20 protein-coding genes, 2 tRNA genes and 1 rRNA gene are annotated in these 22,093 nt (G+C 40.9%); 10 read left to right on the top strand and 13 right to left on the bottom strand.

All coding sequences use genetic code 11. The features are described 5' to 3' along the window. Positions 1 to 5: 5 nt before the first annotated feature. From atpH to asnC, 9 genes are all read right to left on the bottom strand, one after another. Positions 6 to 539, bottom strand: coding sequence for a F0F1 ATP synthase subunit delta (atpH, locus tag M1E96_RS00200; RefSeq protein WP_070929809.1), 534 nt, complete (start codon positions 537 to 539; stop codon positions 6 to 8). Between the two features lie 12 nt (positions 540 to 551). Continuing rightward, positions 552 to 1,022 (bottom strand): F0F1 ATP synthase subunit B, encoded by a 471-nt coding sequence (gene atpF, locus M1E96_RS00205; RefSeq protein ID WP_070929808.1) that lies wholly within the window; start codon positions 1,020 to 1,022, stop codon positions 552 to 554. Between the two features lie 56 nt (positions 1,023 to 1,078). Continuing rightward, entirely contained in the window at positions 1,079 to 1,318 is a 240-nt protein-coding gene (atpE, locus tag M1E96_RS00210; RefSeq protein ID WP_004393045.1) for a F0F1 ATP synthase subunit C, read from the bottom strand. Positions 1,319 to 1,363: 45 nt separating this feature from the next. After that, the gene (gene atpB, locus M1E96_RS00215) at positions 1,364 to 2,182 is read right to left on the bottom strand and encodes a F0F1 ATP synthase subunit A (protein ID WP_070929807.1); all 819 of its coding nucleotides are present in this window, start codon (positions 2,180 to 2,182) and stop codon (positions 1,364 to 1,366) included. Between the two features lie 33 nt (positions 2,183 to 2,215). Continuing rightward, positions 2,216 to 2,593 (bottom strand): F0F1 ATP synthase subunit I, encoded by a 378-nt coding sequence (atpI, locus tag M1E96_RS00220; RefSeq protein WP_070929806.1) that lies wholly within the window; start codon positions 2,591 to 2,593, stop codon positions 2,216 to 2,218. A 602-nt stretch (positions 2,594 to 3,195) separates the two neighbouring features. Next, entirely contained in the window at positions 3,196 to 3,819 is a 624-nt protein-coding gene (gene rsmG / locus M1E96_RS00225; protein WP_140179967.1) for a 16S rRNA (guanine(527)-N(7))-methyltransferase RsmG, read from the bottom strand. A gap of 2 nt (positions 3,820 to 3,821) precedes the next feature. Continuing rightward, complete coding sequence (gene mnmG / locus M1E96_RS00230; protein ID WP_070929804.1) at positions 3,822 to 5,711, bottom strand: tRNA uridine-5-carboxymethylaminomethyl(34) synthesis enzyme MnmG; 1,890 nt, start codon at positions 5,709 to 5,711, stop codon at positions 3,822 to 3,824. Positions 5,712 to 6,090: 379 nt separating this feature from the next. After that, complete coding sequence (gene mioC / locus M1E96_RS00235; RefSeq protein WP_272580854.1) at positions 6,091 to 6,531, bottom strand: FMN-binding protein MioC; 441 nt, start codon at positions 6,529 to 6,531, stop codon at positions 6,091 to 6,093. A gap of 91 nt (positions 6,532 to 6,622) precedes the next feature. Continuing rightward, a complete protein-coding gene (gene asnC / locus M1E96_RS00240) occupies positions 6,623 to 7,084 on the bottom strand; it encodes a transcriptional regulator AsnC (RefSeq protein WP_070929802.1) in 462 nt (153 codons plus the stop codon). Positions 7,085 to 7,245: 161 nt separating this feature from the next. Between asnC and asnA the strand changes: the two genes are divergently transcribed. Then, positions 7,246 to 8,238: an aspartate--ammonia ligase gene (gene asnA / locus M1E96_RS00245; RefSeq protein ID WP_140179971.1), complete on the top strand. Its 993-nt coding sequence runs from the start codon at positions 7,246 to 7,248 to the stop codon at positions 8,236 to 8,238. A gap of 3 nt (positions 8,239 to 8,241) precedes the next feature. Here the strand turns inward: asnA and viaA are convergent, their stop codons facing one another. Next, positions 8,242 to 9,699, bottom strand: coding sequence for an ATPase RavA stimulator ViaA (viaA, locus tag M1E96_RS00250; protein WP_272580856.1), 1,458 nt, complete (start codon positions 9,697 to 9,699; stop codon positions 8,242 to 8,244). Then, on the bottom strand, positions 9,692 to 11,215 hold the full coding sequence (gene ravA / locus M1E96_RS00255) for an ATPase RavA (protein WP_140179975.1): 1,524 nt from the start codon (positions 11,213 to 11,215) through the stop codon (positions 9,692 to 9,694). Before ravA ends, viaA begins: the two co-directional genes overlap by 8 nt. A 417-nt stretch (positions 11,216 to 11,632) precedes the next feature. Here ravA and rbsD point away from each other — a divergent pair, with 417 nt between their 5' ends. From rbsD to rbsR, 6 genes are all read left to right on the top strand, one after another. Next, entirely contained in the window at positions 11,633 to 12,052 is a 420-nt protein-coding gene (gene rbsD / locus M1E96_RS00260; protein WP_070929799.1) for a D-ribose pyranase, read from the top strand. 7 nt (positions 12,053 to 12,059) lie between these two features. Continuing rightward, positions 12,060 to 13,574 (top strand): ribose ABC transporter ATP-binding protein RbsA, encoded by a 1,515-nt coding sequence (gene rbsA / locus M1E96_RS00265; protein ID WP_319068243.1) that lies wholly within the window; start codon positions 12,060 to 12,062, stop codon positions 13,572 to 13,574. Then, positions 13,571 to 14,533: a ribose ABC transporter permease gene (rbsC, locus tag M1E96_RS00270; protein ID WP_070929798.1), complete on the top strand. Its 963-nt coding sequence runs from the start codon at positions 13,571 to 13,573 to the stop codon at positions 14,531 to 14,533. Before rbsA ends, rbsC begins: the two co-directional genes overlap by 4 nt. A gap of 20 nt (positions 14,534 to 14,553) precedes the next feature. After that, on the top strand, positions 14,554 to 15,444 hold the full coding sequence (gene rbsB / locus M1E96_RS00275) for a ribose ABC transporter substrate-binding protein RbsB (protein ID WP_369427321.1): 891 nt from the start codon (positions 14,554 to 14,556) through the stop codon (positions 15,442 to 15,444). 80 nt (positions 15,445 to 15,524) lie between these two features. Continuing rightward, the gene (rbsK, locus tag M1E96_RS00280; protein WP_140187342.1) at positions 15,525 to 16,454 is read left to right on the top strand and encodes a ribokinase; all 930 of its coding nucleotides are present in this window, start codon (positions 15,525 to 15,527) and stop codon (positions 16,452 to 16,454) included. Positions 16,455 to 16,457: 3 nt separating this feature from the next. Further along, on the top strand, positions 16,458 to 17,459 hold the full coding sequence (rbsR, locus tag M1E96_RS00285) for a ribose operon transcriptional repressor RbsR (RefSeq protein WP_175442587.1): 1,002 nt from the start codon (positions 16,458 to 16,460) through the stop codon (positions 17,457 to 17,459). Here the strand turns inward: rbsR and mdtD are convergent. Next, entirely contained in the window at positions 17,456 to 18,865 is a 1,410-nt protein-coding gene (gene mdtD / locus M1E96_RS00290) for a multidrug transporter subunit MdtD (protein ID WP_369427322.1), read from the bottom strand. The two genes, rbsR and mdtD, sit on opposite strands and share 4 nt — an antisense overlap. 48 nt (positions 18,866 to 18,913) lie before the next feature. Further along, positions 18,914 to 19,612 carry a FadR/GntR family transcriptional regulator gene (locus tag M1E96_RS00295; protein ID WP_070929795.1) on the bottom strand — a complete coding sequence of 233 codons (699 nt, stop codon included), beginning with the start codon at positions 19,610 to 19,612 and terminating at the stop codon, positions 18,914 to 18,916. Positions 19,613 to 20,157: 545 nt separating this feature from the next. Between M1E96_RS00295 and M1E96_RS00300 the strand changes: the two genes are divergently transcribed. The 3 genes from M1E96_RS00300 (at position 20,158) to M1E96_RS00310 (ending at position 22,052) form a co-directional block, all read left to right on the top strand. Further along, positions 20,158 to 21,697, top strand: a 16S ribosomal RNA gene (locus tag M1E96_RS00300). A gap of 67 nt (positions 21,698 to 21,764) precedes the next feature. Further along, positions 21,765 to 21,841 (top strand) — tRNA-Ile (locus M1E96_RS00305). Positions 21,842 to 21,976: 135 nt separating this feature from the next. Continuing rightward, positions 21,977 to 22,052: transfer RNA gene (locus M1E96_RS00310), tRNA-Ala, on the top strand. The last annotated feature ends 41 nt before the right edge of the window (positions 22,053 to 22,093 follow it).

Genomic DNA, 22,093 nt, shown 5'->3' on the forward strand with positions numbered 1-22,093 from the left:
TCCCCTTAAGACTGCAAGACGTCTGTTAGACGATCTAAGCGACCGCGGATACTCCCATCAATGACGAGATCTCCCGCACGAATAATCACTCCAGAGATAACAGACTTATCAATTTTGCAATTCAGCTTAACTTTGCGTGACAGACGTTTTTCCATCGCTGCAGAAATTTTGGCTAACTGCTGTTCATTCAATTCGCTGGCAGAAATAACATCAACTTCAATCGTTGATTCCAGAGCGTCACGCAGTTGAATAAACTGAGCCAGCACTTCTGGTAGCGTACTTAGACGCCCATTTTCAGCCATAATTCGAATCAGATTTTGAACATGCTCGTCAATTTCATCTCCACAAACAGAGATAAACGTTTTAGCTAATCTTTCTGATGCAATAGAACCAGAAAGTAACTCACCAACCTGTTCATTGCGCGTCACCTCAGAGGTGAAGGCCAGCATATTCTGCCACTTTTCAACAGACTGGTTTTCCACAGCAAAGTCAAAAGCTGCTTTGGCGTAGGGGCGAGCTACAGTAGCGATTTCAGACATGCCCCTCCCTCCTTACAGTTCAGCGACTAGTTTATCAACGATGTCGCTGTTAGCAGCTTCATCCACGGAACGTTCGATGATCTTCTCGGCACCTGCGACAGCAAGCATCGCAACCTGTTTACGTAGCTCTTCACGTGCACGTTTACGCTCAGCATCAATTTCTGCTTGAGCTTGTGCGACGATTTTTGCACGCTCTGTTTCGGCTTCTGCTTTGGCTTCTTCAATCATCTGGTTGCGTTGTTTATTCGCTTGCTCGATGATGACTTGAGCTTCTGCTTTCGCTTTTTTCAGTCGGTCGGTTGCGTCGGTTTGCGCCAGTTCCAGGTTCTTTTTAGCACGTTCTGCGGAAGATAAACCATCAGCAATTTCTTTTTGACGTTTTTCTATGGCCGCCATAATCGGTGGCCATACATACTTCATACAGAACCAAACAAACAGGACAAACGCGATAGCCTGGCCGAGGATTGTTGCATTTAGATTCACAGACAATACCTCTTGTTAATTAATGAGTTAATGTTCTTAGTGTTCTGTAACAAAAGTTAGGCAACAGCGAACATTACATACAAGCCCAGACCAACAGCAATCATCGGAATAGCATCAACAAGACCCATAACGATAAAGAACTGAGTACGCAGCAGAGGAATTAAATCCGGCTGACGAGCAGCACCTTCTAAAAATTTACCACCTAGGATGCCGATACCGATCGCAGCACCGATCGCCGCTAAGCCCATCATAATAGCAGCAGCCATGTACAGCAGATCCATATTCAGGTTTTCCATGACAGTCTCCAGTTTGTTTCAGTTAAGACAATATTAATAGTGAAATTAATGTTCTTCAGATGCCATCGATAGATAGACAACAGTCAGAACCATAAATATAAAGGCTTGTAGCGTAATAATCAGTATGTGGAAGATAGCCCAAGGTAGGCTTAGCAACCACTGTGACCACCACGGTAGCAGACCAGCGATAAGAATAAAGATCAATTCACCTGCATACATGTTACCAAACAGTCGCAGACCGAGTGATACAGGTTTTGACAGCAGGCTTACCCCTTCAAGAATTAAGTTGATAGGAATAAAGACTGGATGATTAAAAGGTTGAAGAGTCAACTCTTTCGTAAATCCACCAATTCCTTTCATCTTAATGCTGTAGAAGAGGATCAGGATAAACACACCAATCGCCATCGATAAAGTGACACTAACATCTGCGGTTGGTACTGCACGTAATGCAGGTAACCCGAGATAATGCTCAGCAATATACGGAAGGAAATCGATAGGGAGTAAATCCATAAGGTTCATTAAAAATACCCAGACGAACACGGTTAAAGCCAGAGGGGCAATAACTTTGCTCTTACCGTGATACATATCACGGACTGAGTTATCAACGAAACCAATGATCAGTTCTATTGCAGTCTGTAACTTACCGGGTACGCCACTAGTCGCATTGACAGCAACTTTTCTAAATAGCCACAGGAACAATGCCCCGAGAACTACCGAGAAAAAAAGCGAGTCAATGTTCAACGTCCAGAACGTTGGACTAGCGTGGGGATCGACCAACTTAAAGGTACTTAGATCCAACTGAAGGTTTCTCAGGTGGTGACCTATGTACTCATTTGTAGTCATCACTTCTCCTGATGCAGACATGATGCCTCTTACCCTTTTGTAGTTTAAAAATACTTACCGTTTAAAAACGGCTGGTGCAACAATCTGAACAATTAGCACCGCTAAATAGGTCAAACCCAGTGGTGTTAATGACGCTTTAAACACACCGAAAGCAACAACTAACACAGTTATGGTTGTCACAACCTTTAACCCTGCTCCTAATGCAAAGAACCAGGCAATGCGGACAGGTTCATCCTCTTCTTTTGCTTTCTGGAAGTGGGTTAGCAGCATAAATACGATATTTGGTAACCAGCATGCTAAACCACCCGCAAGAGCAGAGGCCCCCCATTCTATACTATTTGCACAGAAAGCCCCACTGAGGATAACAAAAGTTATTAGCTGAAGAGACAACAGCTTTACCGCGTGCTTGTTGTCATAAAGGGATACAGACATAACTTTTTGTACTCCCAGCTGTTCTCAGCCTCAGAAACGCTAAGTGTTGTATAAAACTGCCTTTGCTTAAATGTGTCAAGAGACAAAAACGAGCAAATTATACGGGCAGGCGAAATGAATTCAATCAGTAAGTAGCGAAAAGGTGAATAAATATTTAATTTTTTCGAGATAGCGCAGAAATGTCGCAATAATAATTAATAAATAGTTAATGACTCGACATGCACAAACATTTTTTTGTGACTAATATCACAATAATTATTCCGTTCTTTATTTGCAGCTCTTCGCTTTGCTATACACAAAAAAAATATTTGAGCAGTAAATCAAATAATTAAAAGCGATAATTTTTAATCAAAAAAAAGATTTAATAAATCAAATATTTCATTATTAATCATTAGAAGCACAGTTGTGTTTTATCCTAAATATCCATTTAGAGATATTTTTTAGTTCCAAATGTTTATTTTTGATAGTTATTCGTTATTACCGTGTAAATATCACGTAAAATCCGAATTGATAAAATAGAGCTGAAAATAAAAATAGCAGTAACATTGTAAATGCGACTGCTAAAGCTCTAAAAGATAAAATTTTATTGATACAAAGCAACTTTATTTTAAGGATAAAATGACTAAATGACGTTGCTCATCAAGTTCAGGTACTTTCAATTCAGTGACAGAGTCAACTAAGAAACCATCAGGTAACTCCGCTAACTCTTCTTCACGTACCACACCTTTCAAGGCGTAGAATTTTCCTGAAGAGCTAGGGAGATGGTGGCACCAATTCAACATGTCACTCAAAGAAGCAAATGCACGGCTGATCACACCATCAAAACCGATATCGGGTTGGTATTCTTCAACACGTGATTGAATCGGTTCTATGTTAGTTAGCCCTAGTTCATGTTGCACTTGCTTCAGAAAGCGAATTCGTTTACCTAAGCTATCTAATAAAACAAAATGTGAATCAGGGCGCACAATAGCAAGTGGGACTCCAGGTAACCCAGGCCCTGTACCAACATCAATAAATGATGTTCCCTTGAGCTGACCGTTCACCACTATGCTATCCATAATATGGCGGATCAACATTTGTTGAGGGTCACGAACTGATGTCAAATTATAAGCTTTGTTCCACTTATCTAATAGTTCAACATATCCGACAAGTTGTTGTAATTGCTTCTCTGTCAGTTCAATACTAGCTTGTTTTGCTAAACGAGTTAGTTGTACTAATAAACTCATCGTTAAGCGCTCCTACGCAACATACCTTGTTTTTTCAACCAGACAAGCAAAATAGAAATAGCCGCTGGTGTGATCCCTGAAATTCGAGATGCTTGGCCAATCGATGTTGGTTTATGATCATTCAATTTAGCCATAACTTCATTCGATAAACCTTTCACTTGCTTATAATCAAGGTCAACAGGCAGTAACGTATTTTCATTGCGTAATTGACGCTCGATCTCTTCTTGCTGACGAGCGATATAACCTTCATATTTGACTTGGATTTCTACTTGATCGGCAGCTTGAGGATCGGTAATACCAGGAGCAAAACGACTGAGCGATATTAGTGTTTGGTAATCCATCTCAGGGCGACGCAATAAATCTTCCCCATTTGCTTCCTTAGACAAAGGAACTGACAATATTTGGTCAATTTCATCATGCCCTTCTGCTTTAGGGTGAACCCAAATATCTTTTAAGCGTTGGCGTTCTTTTTCAATCAACTCAACTTTATGATTAAAATGAGCCCAGCGAACATCATCAACCAGTCCTAGTTCACGACCTTTTTCTGTTAAGCGGAGATCGGCATTGTCTTCACGTAGCATTAAACGATATTCTGCACGGGAGGTGAACATACGGTAAGGTTCTTTTGTACCTAAAGTACAAAGATCATCGACTAATACCCCCATGTAGGCTTGATCGCGACGTGGGAACCAACCTTCTAAATCAAATGCATATTGAGCAGCATTTAAACCTGCTAATAAACCTTGAGCACCTGCTTCTTCGTACCCTGTAGTACCGTTAATTTGACCAGCAAAGAATAGTCCATTGATAAATTTGCTTTCTAGCGTTTGTTTTAGATCTCTAGGGTCAAAGAAATCATACTCGATCGCATAACCTGGACGAACGATCCGAGCATTCTCCATTCCTTTCATGGAGTGAACAATTTGCATTTGTACATCAAATGGTAAGCTGGTGGATATACCATTTGGATATATTTCATTACTGGTTAACCCTTCAGGCTCTAAGAAGATCTGATGAGTGTCACGATCAGCAAAACGCATGACTTTATCTTCGATCGAAGGGCAATAACGTGGGCCGATCCCTTCAATGATCCCCGCATACATTGGGCTGCGATCTAAGTTATTTCTGATCACATCATGTGTTTTTTCATTAGTATGCGTGATATAGCATGGCATTTGCTGTGGATGTTGATCTTGAGATCCCAAAAAAGAAAACACTGGCATTGGGTCATCACCCAGTTGCTGACCTAATTGACTAAAATCGATAGTACGTGCATCAATACGTGGTGGTGTTCCTGTTTTTAAACGATTAACTCGTAACGGTAATTCTCTTAAACGTTGAGACAGAGAAATCGAAGGTGGATCACCAGCTCGGCCACCACTGTAATTTTCTAAACCAATATGGATTTTACCGTCAAGGAAAGTCCCTACGGTTAATACCACTGCTTTAGCTTTAAATTTCAAACCCATACGGGTTATAGCACCTGTGACTACATTGTTCTCAACAATTAAGTCTTCAACTGGTTGTTGAAAAATCATTAAGTTAGGCTGATTTTCTAAAGCTGTTCTAACTGCTTGGCGATAAAGAACACGGTCTGCTTGTGCTCGAGTTGCACGAACAGCAGGCCCTTTACTGGCATTGAGGGTTCTAAATTGGATCCCTGCTTTATCAGTGGCGATTGCCATTAAGCCGCCAAGTGCATCAATTTCTTTTACCAGATGCCCCTTACCGATCCCACCGATGGCTGGGTTGCAAGACATCTGGCCCAATGTATCAATATTGTGAGTCAGTAATAGGGTTTGACGCCCCATACGTGCAGCTGCCATTGCTGCTTCTGTGCCGGCATGACCACCACCAATTACGATGACGTCAAATTGCTCTGGATAAAACATGTGTGAACCTTAACGTTAGAAAAATGCTGAGTGTCGCATTTGAGGAGAGGAATTCTACTCAAGTTTTAAGGATAGACCAAGCCCAGTTGATCCGTGCCTTATAATATAAAGATCTTTTTATTTAAAGATCTCTTTATTAGATCTTTTATTAGGATCATCGATATCTGTGGATAACTGAATATTCACTTTAAAGATCATCAAAGTGTAAAGGATCATATACTGTGAATGATCCGTGATCCTTTTGCGTATAAGCTGGGATCAAAAAGGGTACTTATGCACAGGCAACGGATGTCCTAAAACTTATACTATGGATAACTACGGGTTAATACCGTGATCTTACCAGAGTTATCCACAGTCGATCGATGCTATTTTAAGCAAATCAGAGTTCGTTTGCCCAAATTTTAACCCATTCCCCTGCTGGATCCTCGGGGATTTCATGCTGCTGTACATCAATTTCAAGTGTTTCTCCGATCTTTTTAGCACCATGATCTTGTAATAAAGCATTCAATTTATGGATCGCACCACAGAAGGTGTCGTATTCCGAACTGCCAATACCAACAGATCCAAATTGAACATTGCTAAGATCAGGTGATTGAGCTTCTATTTCTTCAGCGAAAGACTGAATACTTTCAGGGAGATCACCTGCACCATGAGTAGAGCTCACCACCAGCCATAAGCCTTCATTAGGTAGTGAATCTAAATCAGGACCATGTTGCACATCGGTTTCATAGCCAAGTTCTTCTAAGATCTCTGCCATATGCTCTGCAACATATTCAGCACTACCCATTGTGCTGCCACTTATTAGGGTTACTTTTGTCATGGTGATTCCCAATAGCAATATTAAGGCGCTATTGTACGCTGTGAATGAGCTGGGATCTACCTGTGGATAATGTGGTTATATAAATTTTTTTTTAAGGGCTAATCGTTCTCATGATCGGGTTCTGTAGCGAGATTAGCGTTTCTGTGGATTGAATTTCATCAATCGTTTGAATTTTGTTGATAAGTACATCTTGAAGGGAATCGATCGATCGACACATTACTTTGATAAAAATACTGTATTGGCCTGTTGTGTAATACACCTCAACCACTTCTTCTAAAGCATCCAATTTTTTGAGCGCTGTGTGATAGTCTTTGGCACTTTTTAAAATAATGCCAATAAAACAGCAGACATCAAAGCCGAGTTGTTTCGGGCTGATATCAATGCGAGTTCCGGTAATGATCCCTGCTTGCTTCATTTTTTCAACACGAACGTGAATTGTTCCTGGGCTAACAGAGAATTTTTTCGCTAATTCGGCGTAAGCGGTTCGTGCATTTTTCATTAACTCGTGAAGTATGTCACGATCGAGATTATCGATTTGATAATTTTCAGGCATTATTAACCCTCTATTTTAACGATTTGTTATTTTTATACCTATTTTTTTTAATAAAATAAACGATAAAGTGTTTTTTTAATGATGCATATTGAATTTATACCCCATTTTGTTGCTTAATCTACACATCGGCTAACATAGCTAACAAATTATGGGTGAACACAATGGACAAATCATTTATCGAACAACAACAGCAAATCAGCTTTGTTAAATCTTATTTCTCACGTTTGCTTGAAAAAGAGCTTGGCTTAATTGAAGTTCAAGGACCTATCCTGAGTCGTTTAGGTGATGGTACTCAGGACAACTTATCAGGTCATGAAAAAGCCGTTCAAGTGAAAGTGAAATCAATTCCTGATGCAACCTTTGAAGTGGTTCACTCTTTGGCTAAATGGAAACGTAAAACATTAGGTCGTTTCGATTTTAAACAAGGCCAAGGACTGTATACACATATGAAAGCGTTACGTCCGGACGAAGATCGCTTAACACCAATCCATTCCGTCTATGTCGATCAATGGGATTGGGAAAAAGTGATGGCAGATGAGGAGCGTACACTTCCTTATCTGAAGCAGACAGTGGGTAAAATCTATCAGGCAATAAAACAAACAGAAGCCGCTATTAGTACTGAATTTGGACTGGCACCGTTCCTGCCAGAACAAATTCACTTTATCCACAGTGAAGAGCTGTTACAACGTTACCCTGATTTAGATGCGAAAGGCCGTGAGCGTGCGATTGCTAAAGAATTAGGGGCTGTTTTCCTGATCGGTATCGGCGGTAAACTTTCTAGTGGCGAAGCACATGATGTACGTGCTCCTGATTACGATGACTGGACTACTGAAAACGAAGAAGGCTTTAAAGGCTTGAACGGCGATATCATTGTGTGGAACCCTGTTTTACAAGATGCATTTGAAATTTCTTCAATGGGGATCCGTGTTAGCCCTGAATGCTTGACTCGCCAGTTAGGGTTAACAGGTGATGAGAAACGTATGGAGCTAGATTGGCACCAAGCATTGGTTCAAGGCAAAATGCCTCAAACTATCGGCGGTGGAATTGGCCAATCACGTTTAGTGATGCTTCTCCTACAACGTCAGCACATTGGTCAGGTTCAGTGTGGTGTTTGGTCACCTGAGATGCGTGAATCAGTTGCAGGTATGCTTTAATCTCTAGCGACTGAAACGGCGCAGTAATCTACTTTTTAACCCGGTATCGAAGCGCCAGATATGATCAAATATTTTCATGATTCCGGGCTTCCCATAATTTGAGACTGATACCGCATGGAAGCGGTATTTTCCTACCTTTTGTAGCGATTTTATTTTCTGAACTAACTCATCTGGTAAACGTTGAGAAACAAAATCAGAAATTACCACTGCATCAGCATCTGCCCACGAAGGGGACTCTAATCTTTTCACTGTTTCTTGAAGGCAAGCCGCTAAATCAGTACCTCCACGAAATGTTTTATGTAAAAAGCGCATACATTGCTCTAATCCATCCACTGAGAGTAGATCATAGTGAACAATTTCAGTGGAAAATAACATAACGTGGCAAGAACGATTATCCGCTAGCGCAATCTTCATCAAAGCAAGGCAAAATGCTTTTGCACAACGTTCATTCAATCCTCCCATTGACCCTGATGTATCTATACAAACAATAAAAGGGCCTCTTGGTTGCTCTTCATCTTGATGATGAGTGACAGGGCGTAGCACATGCCTTTCTTGCCAACTCTCTCCTTGTAAACGATAAGTAAGGAGTTGTTTTTCCAGTAACTTACGATAGAACTCCAATTCGATTTCTTCTATCCCTAGCATTGCTAGCTCAGTGGGTAACAATCGCAAGATATCGTCACTTTGTCCTATACCATCAACTTGCTCAGGAACAGTTTCTGGGACTTTTTCCATAATAGTGACCGGTTCCAAAAGGACGCTATCTTCAGGTAATGAGCGGGCGGATTGGCTTCGACCGAGTAATTGTGCAATTTTTTCTAATTCAGGCTGCTGGCGTAAAAACTCACTATAACGATTTAATAATTTATCGTTATAAGCAGAAGTGGTATTGAGTCCTTTACTTAAATCCCATAATCGCCCTGCGGCTCTTTCGTTTTCGCCTAAAATCTCTTCTAAGTTGCCGCTTAAAGCCAACCGGCGTTGCAATTCAGCCAATAATTGCTCTTTTTCTTGCTCTAATAATTCTTTATGTAAGGTGGTGACTTGTAAAATTAAGCTAATTCGCCAACGCTGAATAAATAAGCTTTGTCTAGCGCTACGATTATCTATTTTTCCTGAACTTAATTTGCTTGCCTCTGCATAAAAAGGCGAATCAATTTTCTCTAACTTTTCAATTAGCGAGGGCAATTGTTCAAAAAATAATGTCGTTGGTTGACCCAAGGATTGTTGGTAAAGCTGAAATTCTTCGGTTAATTGAGCAGGAACTAACGCATCTTGTAACTTTTGTTTGAGATCCTTTTTCCATTCAGACAAATCTTTTAACAATGCTTTTTTTAATCTCGGATGTTTTTCAAAGAAAACGGCTAATTGAGGTGTAGCGAGAAGAGATATAATAATCTCTTCTATTAGTTGGCTTTCATTTACTGAGAGCAATAAGTCTAGCGTGGCTAAACTAAGCATTATTGTCCGCCACTTTGCCAGTTATTTGATTACGTAACTGTGACAGCTTTTCTGAAAGTTTAATAAAGCTTCCTTCTATACCTGCTAGCCAATAGGATTCTATAAACAGATTAGGTTGCTGTTTTTCAAATTGATATCGTGCTGACTGGATATCTTGTTGGATTTTATCAAGCTTTTCTAACCAAACAGTGTTGTCAGTTTTATCTACACGGGTTGCTGACTGCTGTAAATAGAGCGTTGAGGTTTGATGGCTAACATCAAGTAATTGTATTTGATTCAAATTATTAATTTCAGCAGCAATTTCTTGTGCAAAGCCAATCCCATTTAGGTGAGCTGAGAGTGTTGTTCCTTTAGTTAAAAATTGGGTTAACAGCTTTTTGTCAGTGGTAATAAAGGTCACTTTCATATCATGCAGCTGTAATGGTTTGTGTAAAAACAGTGTTAAGCGACCTTCTTGAATATCTTCAGGTAATGTATAGGTTGGACGTCGAGCAAACATAGGTGTGCTTTTATTGACTTTAAAAGCATTCTGGTTGTTTTGATCTTGAGTTGATGATGTCCATTCTTGATAGAGCATCTCCATTTCACGTGATAATTTTCTTTGCTGCCATCCATCCTCTTCCAGAATTGATTTTAGTAATTGAGGTAATGCATTCATTGATTGCATGTCATGCCATAAACAATCTTTTAGCAGGATAATATCGAGAGGTGAAATGGTATTCCTGCCATTAAAAAAGGCACTGGCTTGTAGCAAATAAATCGCTTTTTTCCAACGTCGGTCGGAAACATAGAGTTGTTTATCGGTTGCGTCTAATTGTTGACGTAGCTGATAAATCAACTCAAAACAGTGATCGGGCAGCGTAATTTGGGGGATCTGTTGCTGCCATTCATAATATTCATCATCGCTGATTTTTAAATGTTCAGGTACTAACGAATCATCTGGTAATGATTTACTGGTTAATAGCGCACGAAAATTTTGTTTTTCTTGGACTTTATCCAGCCAAATACGTATTAACATTCTATCGAATAGAGCTTCTAAGCTATTATCTGCGTCGGGTAATTCATTAGAAGCGGTGACGAGTAATCGCATCGGGATATTACTTTCACCATCGCCATTACGAAATTTGCGCTCATTTATTGCTGTCAGTAAGGTATTTAATATAGCAGGGCCTGCTTTCCAAATTTCATCTAGAAATACGACTTCAGCATCAGGTAAATAACCTTTTGTTAGGCGTTGATAGCGACCTTCATCTTTTAAGGCTTGAATAGAGAGAGGACCAAAGATCTCTTCCGGTGTGGAAAATCGGGTCATTAAATATTCAAATGCATTAGCATGACGGAATGCATACTTCATGCGGCGTGCAATTAAGCTTTTAGCGATACCTGGGGGCCCTAAAAGAAAAACGCTTTCTCCACTTAACGTTGCAAGTAGGCATAAACGGATCGCATGTTGGCGTTCATATAAGCCACTTTCAAGATAGTTGCTAAGTTGGGCAATTCGTTCCGCTAGCTGCATGTTTTTTCCTTGATGCTTTTAATTATTACTTAGGCAATATATTCCCTAGGTTAGCGATCTTAAGACAAATAGTGCAACGTATTTTGTCATTTTTCTTTGATTGCTAATATGTTCGTTATATTTCAAATCACAGCATTGCTGGCTTCATTTACTCGTTCTAGTTGCATATTTATCTATATTTCAAGCAACTCACGTATTGAATGCTTAGCTGTACTTCTAATTATCAATATTATATTTAATCACAAAAACGATTCAGCCTTAATTAATTCAATACATTCATTTTTTTAGTACTTTTTTTTGTCAACGAAACGTTTCGATAACGATCACAAATCTTGCGTAATAAGATTGAGTTGTTCAATTTTTTATCTATGATTAAGTTTAGCGAAACGTTTCGCTAACAAGGAAATGGCGGGAACAATGAAGAAAGGTATATTGCTTAATTCTAATATTACGTCAGTGATTGCTAAGTTAGGCCATACAGACCATATCACTATTGCTGATGCTGGGCTGCCTATCCCTCAGCAAGTTGAGCGAATAGATCTAGCAGTCACCCATGGTTTACCTGATTTTATGTCTGTATTGAATGTGGTAACGCAGGAAATGCAGATAGAAAAAGTGATTTTGGCAGGGGAAATTACGACCATTAATCCTCAGATGGAACAGGCAATATTGACACATTTAAAAGCGTTAGAGCTAACTCAAGGAAAAGCTATAGAGGTGGAATATTGTAGCCATGAAAGCTTTAAACAGCTAACACGCGACAGTAAAGCTGTTATTAGAACAGGGGAATGTTCACCTTTTGCCAATGTAATTCTCTGTTCTGGTGTCACTTTCTGAGGTGTATATGCAACCTTTATTAGAACTTATCGGTATTGATAAATCTTTTCCGGGTGTAAAAGCGCTAAATGGAGCCGCTCTTAAAGTTTATCCTGGGAAAGTGATGGCTCTTGTTGGGGAAAATGGTGCGGGTAAATCCACCATGATGAAAGTATTAACAGGGATCTACAGTAAAGATGCCGGCGCTATCCGTTATTTAGGCAAAGAAGTAGTCTTCCATGGCCCTAAGCATTCACAAGAAGCTGGTATTGGTATCATCCATCAAGAACTGAATCTAATTCCTGAACTCACCATTGCTGAAAATATTTTTCTCGGCCGTGAATTTGTGAATAGATTTGGCAAAATTGATTGGAAAACGATGTTTAGTGAGTCCGATAAGCTCCTAAAACGCCTTAATCTTGATTATGACAGCCACCAGCTGATCGCTGAACTCTCTATTGGTGAGCAGCAAATGGTTGAGATAGCGAAAGTATTAAGCTTTGAATCCCAAGTTATTATTATGGATGAGCCAACGGATGCATTAACGGATACTGAAACCGCTTCATTATTCCGTGTTATTGAAGAACTTAAAACACAAGGTCGTGGCATTGTTTATATCTCTCATCGTTTAAAAGAGATCTTTGAAATTTGTGATGATGTGACGGTTTTCAGGGATGGGCAATTCATTGGTGAGAAATCAGTGAATGAATTAGAAGAAGAAACATTAATTGAAATGATGGTTGGTCGTAAATTAGAAGACCAATATCCACGCATTGATATTCCTGTTGGTGAAATGCGTTTACAAGTTGAAAATTTATCAGGCGTAGGTGTAGAACATGCCAATTTCTCTCTACGTAGTGGTGAGATTTTAGGCGTTTCAGGACTTATGGGGGCTGGGCGCACTGAACTAATGAAGATTATCTATGGTGCCTCACCCAAAAAATCAGGTGATATACGCCTAGAAGGTAAAACGCTTTCCTTAAAAACCCCTCAAGACGGATTAAATAACGGCATTGTTTATATCTCTGAAGATCGTAAACGTGATGGTCTAGTGCTTGGTATGTCAGTAAAAGAAAATATGTCTTTAACTGCATTACGTTATTTTAGCCGTGCTGGTGGAAATCTTAATCATAAAGAAGAACAGCAAACTGTCGGCGATTTTATCCGTTTATTTAATATTAAAACACCATCTATGGATCAAATCATCGGCAACTTATCAGGTGGTAATCAGCAAAAAGTGGCTATTGCTAGAGGTTTGATGACCAGACCTAAAGTGTTGATTTTAGATGAGCCAACACGTGGCGTGGATGTTGGCGCAAAAAAAGAAATCTATCAGTTAATTAACCAGTTTAAGAAAGAAGGTCTGAGTATCATTTTAGTCTCTTCTGAAATGCCAGAAGTGATAGGAATGAGTGACCGCATTCTTGTTATGCACGAAGGGCATATCAGTGGTGAATTTTCAGCGAAACAAGCGACACAAGAAGTTCTCATGGCAGCGGCTGTTGGGAAAAGTTACGGATCAGCTCAGGAGTTATCAGCATGACATCGAATAACACAACATCAAAACGCTGGTTCAGCAAAGAATGGTTAATGGAGCAAAAATCGCTTATTGCTTTATTAGTGTTAATTGCCGTTGTTTCATCACTTAGCCCCAATTTTTTTACCCTTAATAACCTGTTTAATATCCTACAGCAGACTTCAGTCAATGCGATCATGGCAGTTGGTATGACATTGGTTATTTTGACTTCAGGGATCGACTTATCGGTTGGATCATTACTGGCATTAACAGGTGCTGTTGCTGCTTCAATGGTTGGAGCGGATGTTAATGCTTTTGTTGCTGTCGCTGGTGCACTTGCGCTTGGTGCTGCAATTGGGGCATGTACAGGGGTGATCGTTGCAAAAGGTAAGGTACAAGCTTTCATTGCCACTTTGGTGATGATGTTATTACTGCGTGGTGTTACTCGGGTTTATACGGATGGTAGCCCAATCAATACAGGATTTAGTGATAATGCCGATTTATTTGGTTGGTTTGGTATTGGCCGTCCATTAGGTATTCCAACGCCAATTTGGCTGATGATCATTGTCTTTGCCGCAGCATGGTATTTATTACACCACACTCGTTTAGGTCGTTATATTTATGCCCTAGGTGGTAATGAATCAGCTACTCGCTTATCCGGTATCAATGTTGACCGTATTAAAATTATTGTTTACTCCCTTTGTGGCCTATTAGCAGCATTAGCGAGTGTAATTGAAGTCGCTCGTCTCTCTTCTGCGCAGCCGATGGCTGGAAATGGCTATGAGCTCGATGCAATTGCAGCGGTTGTGCTTGGGGGCACAAGTCTTGCTGGTGGTAAAGGCCGCATTGTGGGAACTTTAATTGGTGCGCTGATCTTAGGTTTCTTAAACAATGGCCTAAACTTATTAGGCATATCGTCCAACTATCAAATGATTGTAAAAGCCGTCGTAATTCTGCTTGCCGTACTCGTTGATAACAAAAAATAATACCCTACAGGAATCTGATTATGAAAATGAAAAAGTTAGCAACCTTATTATCAGTAATGGCATTAACCGCAACTGTTAGTGTTAATGCAATGGCAAAAGAGAGTATTGCGTTAGTGATTTCAACGCTGAATAACCCATTCTTTGTAACTATGAAAGACAGCGCCCAAAAAGAAGCTGATAAACTTGGTTATGAATTGATTGTACTGGATTCACAGGATAATCCAGCGAAGGAGTTAGCTAACGTTCAGGATTTAACCGTTCGTGGCACTAAACTGATGTTGATTAACCCAACGGATTCAGATGCGGTTGGTAATGCCATTATTATGGCAAATAAAGCAAAAATCCCTGTGATCACACTTGATCGTGCTGCGAATAAAGGGGAAGTGGTTAGCCATGTCGCATCTGATAACCGCATGGGCGGTAAAATGGCTGCTGACTTTATTGCACAAAAAACCGGTAATGATGCCAAAGTTATTCAACTAGAAGGTATTACAGGTACCTCAGCAGCACGTGAACGTGGTGAAGGCTTCAATACAGGGGCTAAAGAACATAAATTCAATGTGCTAACAAGCCAACCAGCTGATTTTGATAGAACAAAAGGCTTGAACGTGATGCAAAACCTACTGACAGCGCATCCTGCTGTGCAGGCTGTTTTTGCTCAAAATGATGAAATGGCTTTAGGGGCATTAAGAGCGTTACAAACCGCGGGTCGTGATGATGTATTAGTGGTTGGTTTTGATGGTACCAATGATGGTATTAAAGCAGTTGAAGGCGGTAAATTAGGGGCCACTATTGCACAACGTCCTGATCAAATCGGTATTGTAGGGGTGCAAATTGCCGATAAGATCCTAAAAGGTGAAAAAGTAGAGCCAACCGTTCCTGTTGAATTGGAATTGGTTGTAAAAAAATAAAACTTAAAAAACCGCCGTTGTAATTAACGGCGGTTTGCTCTGCTGATTGAATTAAAAAAGAATACAAGGAACTTGATGTTATGGGCACTGCTAAACTTGTTGTTTTAGGTAGTATCAATGCTGATCATATTTTGAATATTGAGCAATTCCCCCAACCCGGTGAAACTGTTAGGGGAAATCATTACCAAGTTGCATTTGGTGGTAAAGGTGCTAATCAGGCTGTTGCTGCTGGTCGAAGTGGTGCGGATATAACATTTATTGCTTGTGTTGGTGACGACAGCATTGGGCAAAATATTAAAAAACAACTGGAAACAGATAGCATACATATTGAATGTATTGATGCTGTTAAAAATGAAACGACAGGTGTTGCGCTAATATTTGTTAATCAGCAAGGTGAAAATGTTATTGGTATCCATGCAGGTGCAAATGCACATTTAACAACTGAACGGGTTAATCATTACCAACAAAAAATCATTGATGCTGATGCCGTCCTTATGCAATTAGAATCGCCAATTGAGGCAGTACAGCTAGCCGCTGAGATTGCACAAAAAAATAATACTAAAGTAATATTAAATCCTGCTCCTGCTCAAGCGCTTCCTGATTCATTGCTTTCACTTGTTGATATTATTACGCCAAATGAAACGGAAGCAGAGCATTTAACAGGTATTGCTGTTAATGATGATCATGGTGCTCAAGCTGCGGCTCAAGCCTTGCATGATAAAGGTATTAGTAAAGTGATAATCACATTAGGCGCTAGAGGTGTGTGGTTTAGTGAAAAAGGTAAATTAGGCAAAATTATTGCTGGATTTAAAGTCAAAGCCGTCGATACTATTGCAGCTGGAGATACCTTTAATGGGGCTTATGTGACGGCATTGCTTGAGGGAAAAAATGACACACAAGCAGTTCGTTTTGCCCATGCAGCTGCCGCTATTGCGGTAACTCGCGCAGGTGCTCAGCCTTCTGTGCCATGGCGCAATGAAATTGATACCTTTTTAACTCAACAGGAATAGCTTGTGGCAACAATGAAAGATGTTGCGCGCCTTGCAGGTGTATCAACATCCACAGTTTCTCATGTCATCAATCAAAATCGTTATGTTAGCGAAAGCGTGACATTGCGGGTAAAAAATGCAATCGAGCAGCTAAATTATGCGCCGTCAGCGCTTGCCCGCAGCTTAAAAATGAATCGCACTAATACGATTGGGATGCTACTGACAACAAGTAATAATCCCTTCTATGCCGAAGTGGTACGTGGTGTAGAACGCAGTTGCTATGAATTAGGTTATAGCTTGATCTTATGTAACACAGAAGGCGATCTTCAACGGATGAATCACAGTTTAGAAACCTTATTACAAAAGCGGGTTGATGGCTTATTGATCATGTGTACAGAGGCTCAAGGACCATCAAAAGAAGTCCTTTCACGCTATCCATCAGTACCTACCGTGATGATGGATTGGTCACCTTTCGAATCTGGTGGTGATATTATTCAAGATAACTCCTTTCTTGGTGGCGAAATGGCTACGCGTTATTTGATTGAAGCGGGTTTCACTCAAATAGCTTGTATCGCTGGCCCACAAGATAAATCACCAGCTCAAGCACGTTTTCAAGGGTTTCTAGCCGCGATGAAACAAGCTTCGCTATCTATCCCTGATGAATATATTATTTTTAGTGACTTCGAGTTTGCTGGTGGTTTTGAGTCAATGAATAAGCTGTTAGAGCTTGCTAACCCACCAAAAGCGATTTTTGCGGGTAATGATGCAATGGCAGTGGGAGCCTATCAGGCGGTATTTCGCCAAGGGTTAAAAGTCCCTGATGATATTTCAATTATTGGCTATGATGATATCGATTTATCACCGTATATGATCCCGCCATTAACGACAATCCATCAACCGAAAGATGAACTTGGTAAATTAGCCGTTAATCAGCTTATTTTTAGGATGGATAACCCTGAAGCTTCTGCAAATGTTTTAGTATTGACGCCCAAATTGATTGAGCGCCAATCGGTTAAATATCGTTAGCTTTTATCGGCTGCTTGTTTAGCCTTACTTTTTATTAGATTTTGCCCATCATTTTTCTTTAACAATAAAAAGACAAATGCAGAAAGTAAGGTAATAACACCAATAGTGATAAAGGTGTAATGGAAATTATCAACCGTATTCCCACCGGGTTTGCCTTCATAAAAACTCAATATTGCTGCACTGACTGCGATACCGAAACTGATTGATAACTGTTGAGTAACGGCCAACATACTATTACCAGCACTGGCGTTATTATCGGTTAAATCAGCTAAACAGATAGTATTCATGGCCGTAAATTGAGTCGACATCACCATACCAAGCACAAACAAAGGTAGCACCAATAAATAAATGGACATACTCGGTGATTGCAAGGAAAACTGAGCTATCATAAAACCGATAATCACAGTTACAGTAAATAACGTATTACGATAGCCAAATTTAGTGAGTATACCTGTGACCGAAGACTTCGCAATAATCGAACCAATCGCCATTGGTGCCATCATCATACCGGCAATAACAGCTTCGTAGCCAAAACCAACCTGTAACATGAGTGGCATTAGAAAAGGAATACTGCCTGTTCCTAAGCGAGTCGCTATATTGCCACTGATACCTATACTAAAAGTGCGCGTTTTAAATAAATTTAATGGAATGATGGCATGCTTAATGCGTCTTGCATGGAAAATATATAGGAACAAACAAAAAAAGCCGCCAAGAACAAGGGATGTAGGGACATAGTTAGGAAGTGAAGTATCACTAAATAAATCTAAGCTCACCGATAGCATGACTAAACCAAAGCCGAATAAGATAAATCCAAGGACATCAAATTTACGTTTTGGCATTTTAAAATCAGGCATGGATTTTAACGCGTACAAAATTCCTAATACACCTATTGGTATATTGATAATAAAAATCCAATGCCATGTTGCATAGGTTACCAATATTCCACCTAATAGAGGGCCGAGTATTGGGCCAACTAAGCCTGGAATGGTGACAAAATTTAAAATGGGTAATAATTCACTTCGCGGATAGGCACGGATCAACGCTAAACGTGCAACAGGCATCATCATTGCACCACCAATACCCTGAATAACTCGCGATGTGACTAAGAATGTGAGTGATGGTGATAATGCACATAAAAGAGAGCCGAATGAAAACAAGGAAACGGCAATAATAAAAATACGGCGTGTACCAAATCGATCTGCAAACCAGCCACTTACTGGTATTAACAGTGCTACAGTTAACGTATAACTCACTATGGCTGACTGCATAGCGAGTGGCGAGTGATGAAGACTCTTGGCGATATCAGGTAGAGCCGTATTCAAAATGGTTGCATCAAGGGCTTGCATGAAAAATGCCATTGCCGCAATCCATGGAAGACCTGACATGCTTTTGGCTGTTTTTAACATCGGTAACCTATTAAATAGAAAGTTAAAGCAAACATGGAAGTTATCGTGTTAGGTTTGTTTCCCTGTAATGGTTAATAACTTATAGCAAAGATCGAACGCTTTGGCGCTATTACATTTTATTATGGCATTGGCCAGCTGTTTATGGATATCAACTTCAATCACATCATTCTCCGTTATTGCATCAAAGTAAAATTGATAAACCGAACGGAACAAATTCGCAAAAGAAAGTAAAAATGGATTTGCGCAAGCTTCATAAATGGCGAGATGAAAACGGTGATCAACATCAATCCAATGCTGTCTATCAAATTGTTTTGCGAGTAATTGCATTTCATTTGCTAATAATTTCAGCGATTGCTTTTGTTCATCGGTAGCATTTTGAGCAGCAAGATAACAGGCTTGAGGCTCTATCGCGAGGCGTACAATATGGAAATGCTTAATAACAACGGATTGCTCGCCACTATTAATCCACCATTTAAGCAAATCTTGATCCAAAAAGTTCCAATGTGAAGAAGGCATCACTCGTGTTCCAATACGTGGACGAGCTAATAACATGCCTTTAGCCGCTAAAATTTTAACGGCTTCTCTTATTGCTGTCCGGCTAGCTTGAAACTTATCAGCGAGTTCTACTTCATTAGGAAGTATTGAACTAGGTGAATAAGTGCCTTTGAGTATCAATTGACCTAGCTGTTCTGCAATAACATAAGAAAGGTTTTTTTGCGAAGCAGTTTGCTGCTCACTAAATTCCATAATTAATCCCAATACGTAACTCTAAGCGATTATATTACGTGAGTAGGCGAGCAATTGCTGCTGAAATAATCAATTTCACGTTGGACTTAGCTGATTTTTCACCATTTTGATGAAAAAAAACGCTAACGAAAAGAAAATGCAAAAAAGGGGTTGCCAGAATTTTCTGACTCCCTATAATGCGCATCCACTGACACGGCAAGCCGCTCCGGTGGTGAGGTTTGAAAAATAACCCCGATGACAGTTGAGGTGAAAAAAGAAAGAAAAGTTGAAAATAATTACTTGACTTTCTGATAGAAAAACGTAGTATACGACACCTCGCGACAACAACCTAAACGGTTAATATCGAAAGATAAAGTCGCAACGCTCTTTAACAATTTATCAGACAATCTGTGTGGGCACTCACAAGACACTATCAAAAAAATATTTGACTTTAAAGTCTTGAAGAGTGACTAACACGTTAATTCATATACATATGAACTAATAGGTAATCTGGTTTCTTCGGAAATCAGGCGACAGTAAAACATTCTTTGAGCATCAAACACTTTTAATTGAAGAGTTTGATCATGGCTCAGATTGAACGCTGGCGGCAGGCCTAACACATGCAAGTCGAGCGGTAACAGGGGAAGCTTGCTTCTCGCTGACGAGCGGCGGACGGGTGAGTAATGTATGGGGATCTGCCCGATAGAGGGGGATAACTACTGGAAACGGTGGCTAATACCGCATAATCTCTTAGGAGCAAAGCAGGGGAACTTCGGTCCTTGCGCTATCGGATGAACCCATATGGGATTAGCTAGTAGGTGGGGTAATGGCTCACCTAGGCGACGATCCCTAGCTGGTCTGAGAGGATGATCAGCCACACTGGGACTGAGACACGGCCCAGACTCCTACGGGAGGCAGCAGTGGGGAATATTGCACAATGGGCGCAAGCCTGATGCAGCCATGCCGCGTGTATGAAGAAGGCCCTAGGGTTGTAAAGTACTTTCAGTCGGGAGGAAGGCGTTGATGCTAATATCATCAACGATTGACGTTACCGACAGAAGAAGCACCGGCTAACTCCGTGCCAGCAGCCGCGGTAATACGGAGGGTGCAAGCGTTAATCGGAATTACTGGGCGTAAAGCGCACGCAGGCGGTTGATTAAGTTAGATGTGAAATCCCCGGGCTTAACCTGGGAATGGCATCTAAGACTGGTCAGCTAGAGTCTTGTAGAGGGGGGTAGAATTCCATGTGTAGCGGTGAAATGCGTAGAGATGTGGAGGAATACCGGTGGCGAAGGCGGCCCCCTGGACAAAGACTGACGCTCAGGTGCGAAAGCGTGGGGAGCAAACAGGATTAGATACCCTGGTAGTCCACGCTGTAAACGATGTCGATTTGGAGGTTGTGCCCTTGAGGTGTGGCTTCCGGAGCTAACGCGTTAAATCGACCGCCTGGGGAGTACGGCCGCAAGGTTAAAACTCAAATGAATTGACGGGGGCCCGCACAAGCGGTGGAGCATGTGGTTTAATTCGATGCAACGCGAAGAACCTTACCTACTCTTGACATCCAGAGAATTTAGCAGAGATGCTTTAGTGCCTTCGGGAACTCTGAGACAGGTGCTGCATGGCTGTCGTCAGCTCGTGTTGTGAAATGTTGGGTTAAGTCCCGCAACGAGCGCAACCCTTATCCTTTGTTGCCAGCGATTCGGTCGGGAACTCAAAGGAGACTGCCGGTGATAAACCGGAGGAAGGTGGGGATGACGTCAAGTCATCATGGCCCTTACGAGTAGGGCTACACACGTGCTACAATGGCGTATACAAAGAGAAGCGACCTCGCGAGAGCAAGCGGAACTCATAAAGTACGTCGTAGTCCGGATTGGAGTCTGCAACTCGACTCCATGAAGTCGGAATCGCTAGTAATCGTAGATCAGAATGCTACGGTGAATACGTTCCCGGGCCTTGTACACACCGCCCGTCACACCATGGGAGTGGGTTGCAAAAGAAGTAGGTAGCTTAACCTTCGGGAGGGCGCTTACCACTTTGTGATTCATGACTGGGGTGAAGTCGTAACAAGGTAACCGTAGGGGAACCTGCGGTTGGATCACCTCCTTACCATTGAAGTGTTTTTGTGAAGTGCTCACACAGATTGTCTGATGAAATAGAGTCAACGGTATCATATAGGCTTGTAGCTCAGGTGGTTAGAGCGCACCCCTGATAAGGGTGAGGTCGGTGGTTCAAGTCCACTCAGGCCTACCAAAATCGAATGAATGCTACGTTGTATCTCAGCTCGTTTACCTAGTGTAAACGTCGCTAAGCTACGCCTTGCCTTAATTCGATTTCGTTTTTAATCACACCGATTAAAGACGGCGATGATACTGTCAAACCTGTTATGGGGCTATAGCTCAGCTGGGAGAGCGCCTGCCTTGCACGCAGGAGGTCAGCGGTTCGATCCCGCTTAGCTCCACCATAATACTTTTGAATTATTCAGAATAGATTAGTTAATTAAAT

The organism is Providencia sp. PROV236 (assembly GCF_033676985.1).
Lineage (GTDB): Bacteria > Pseudomonadota > Gammaproteobacteria > Enterobacterales > Enterobacteriaceae > Providencia > Providencia manganoxydans.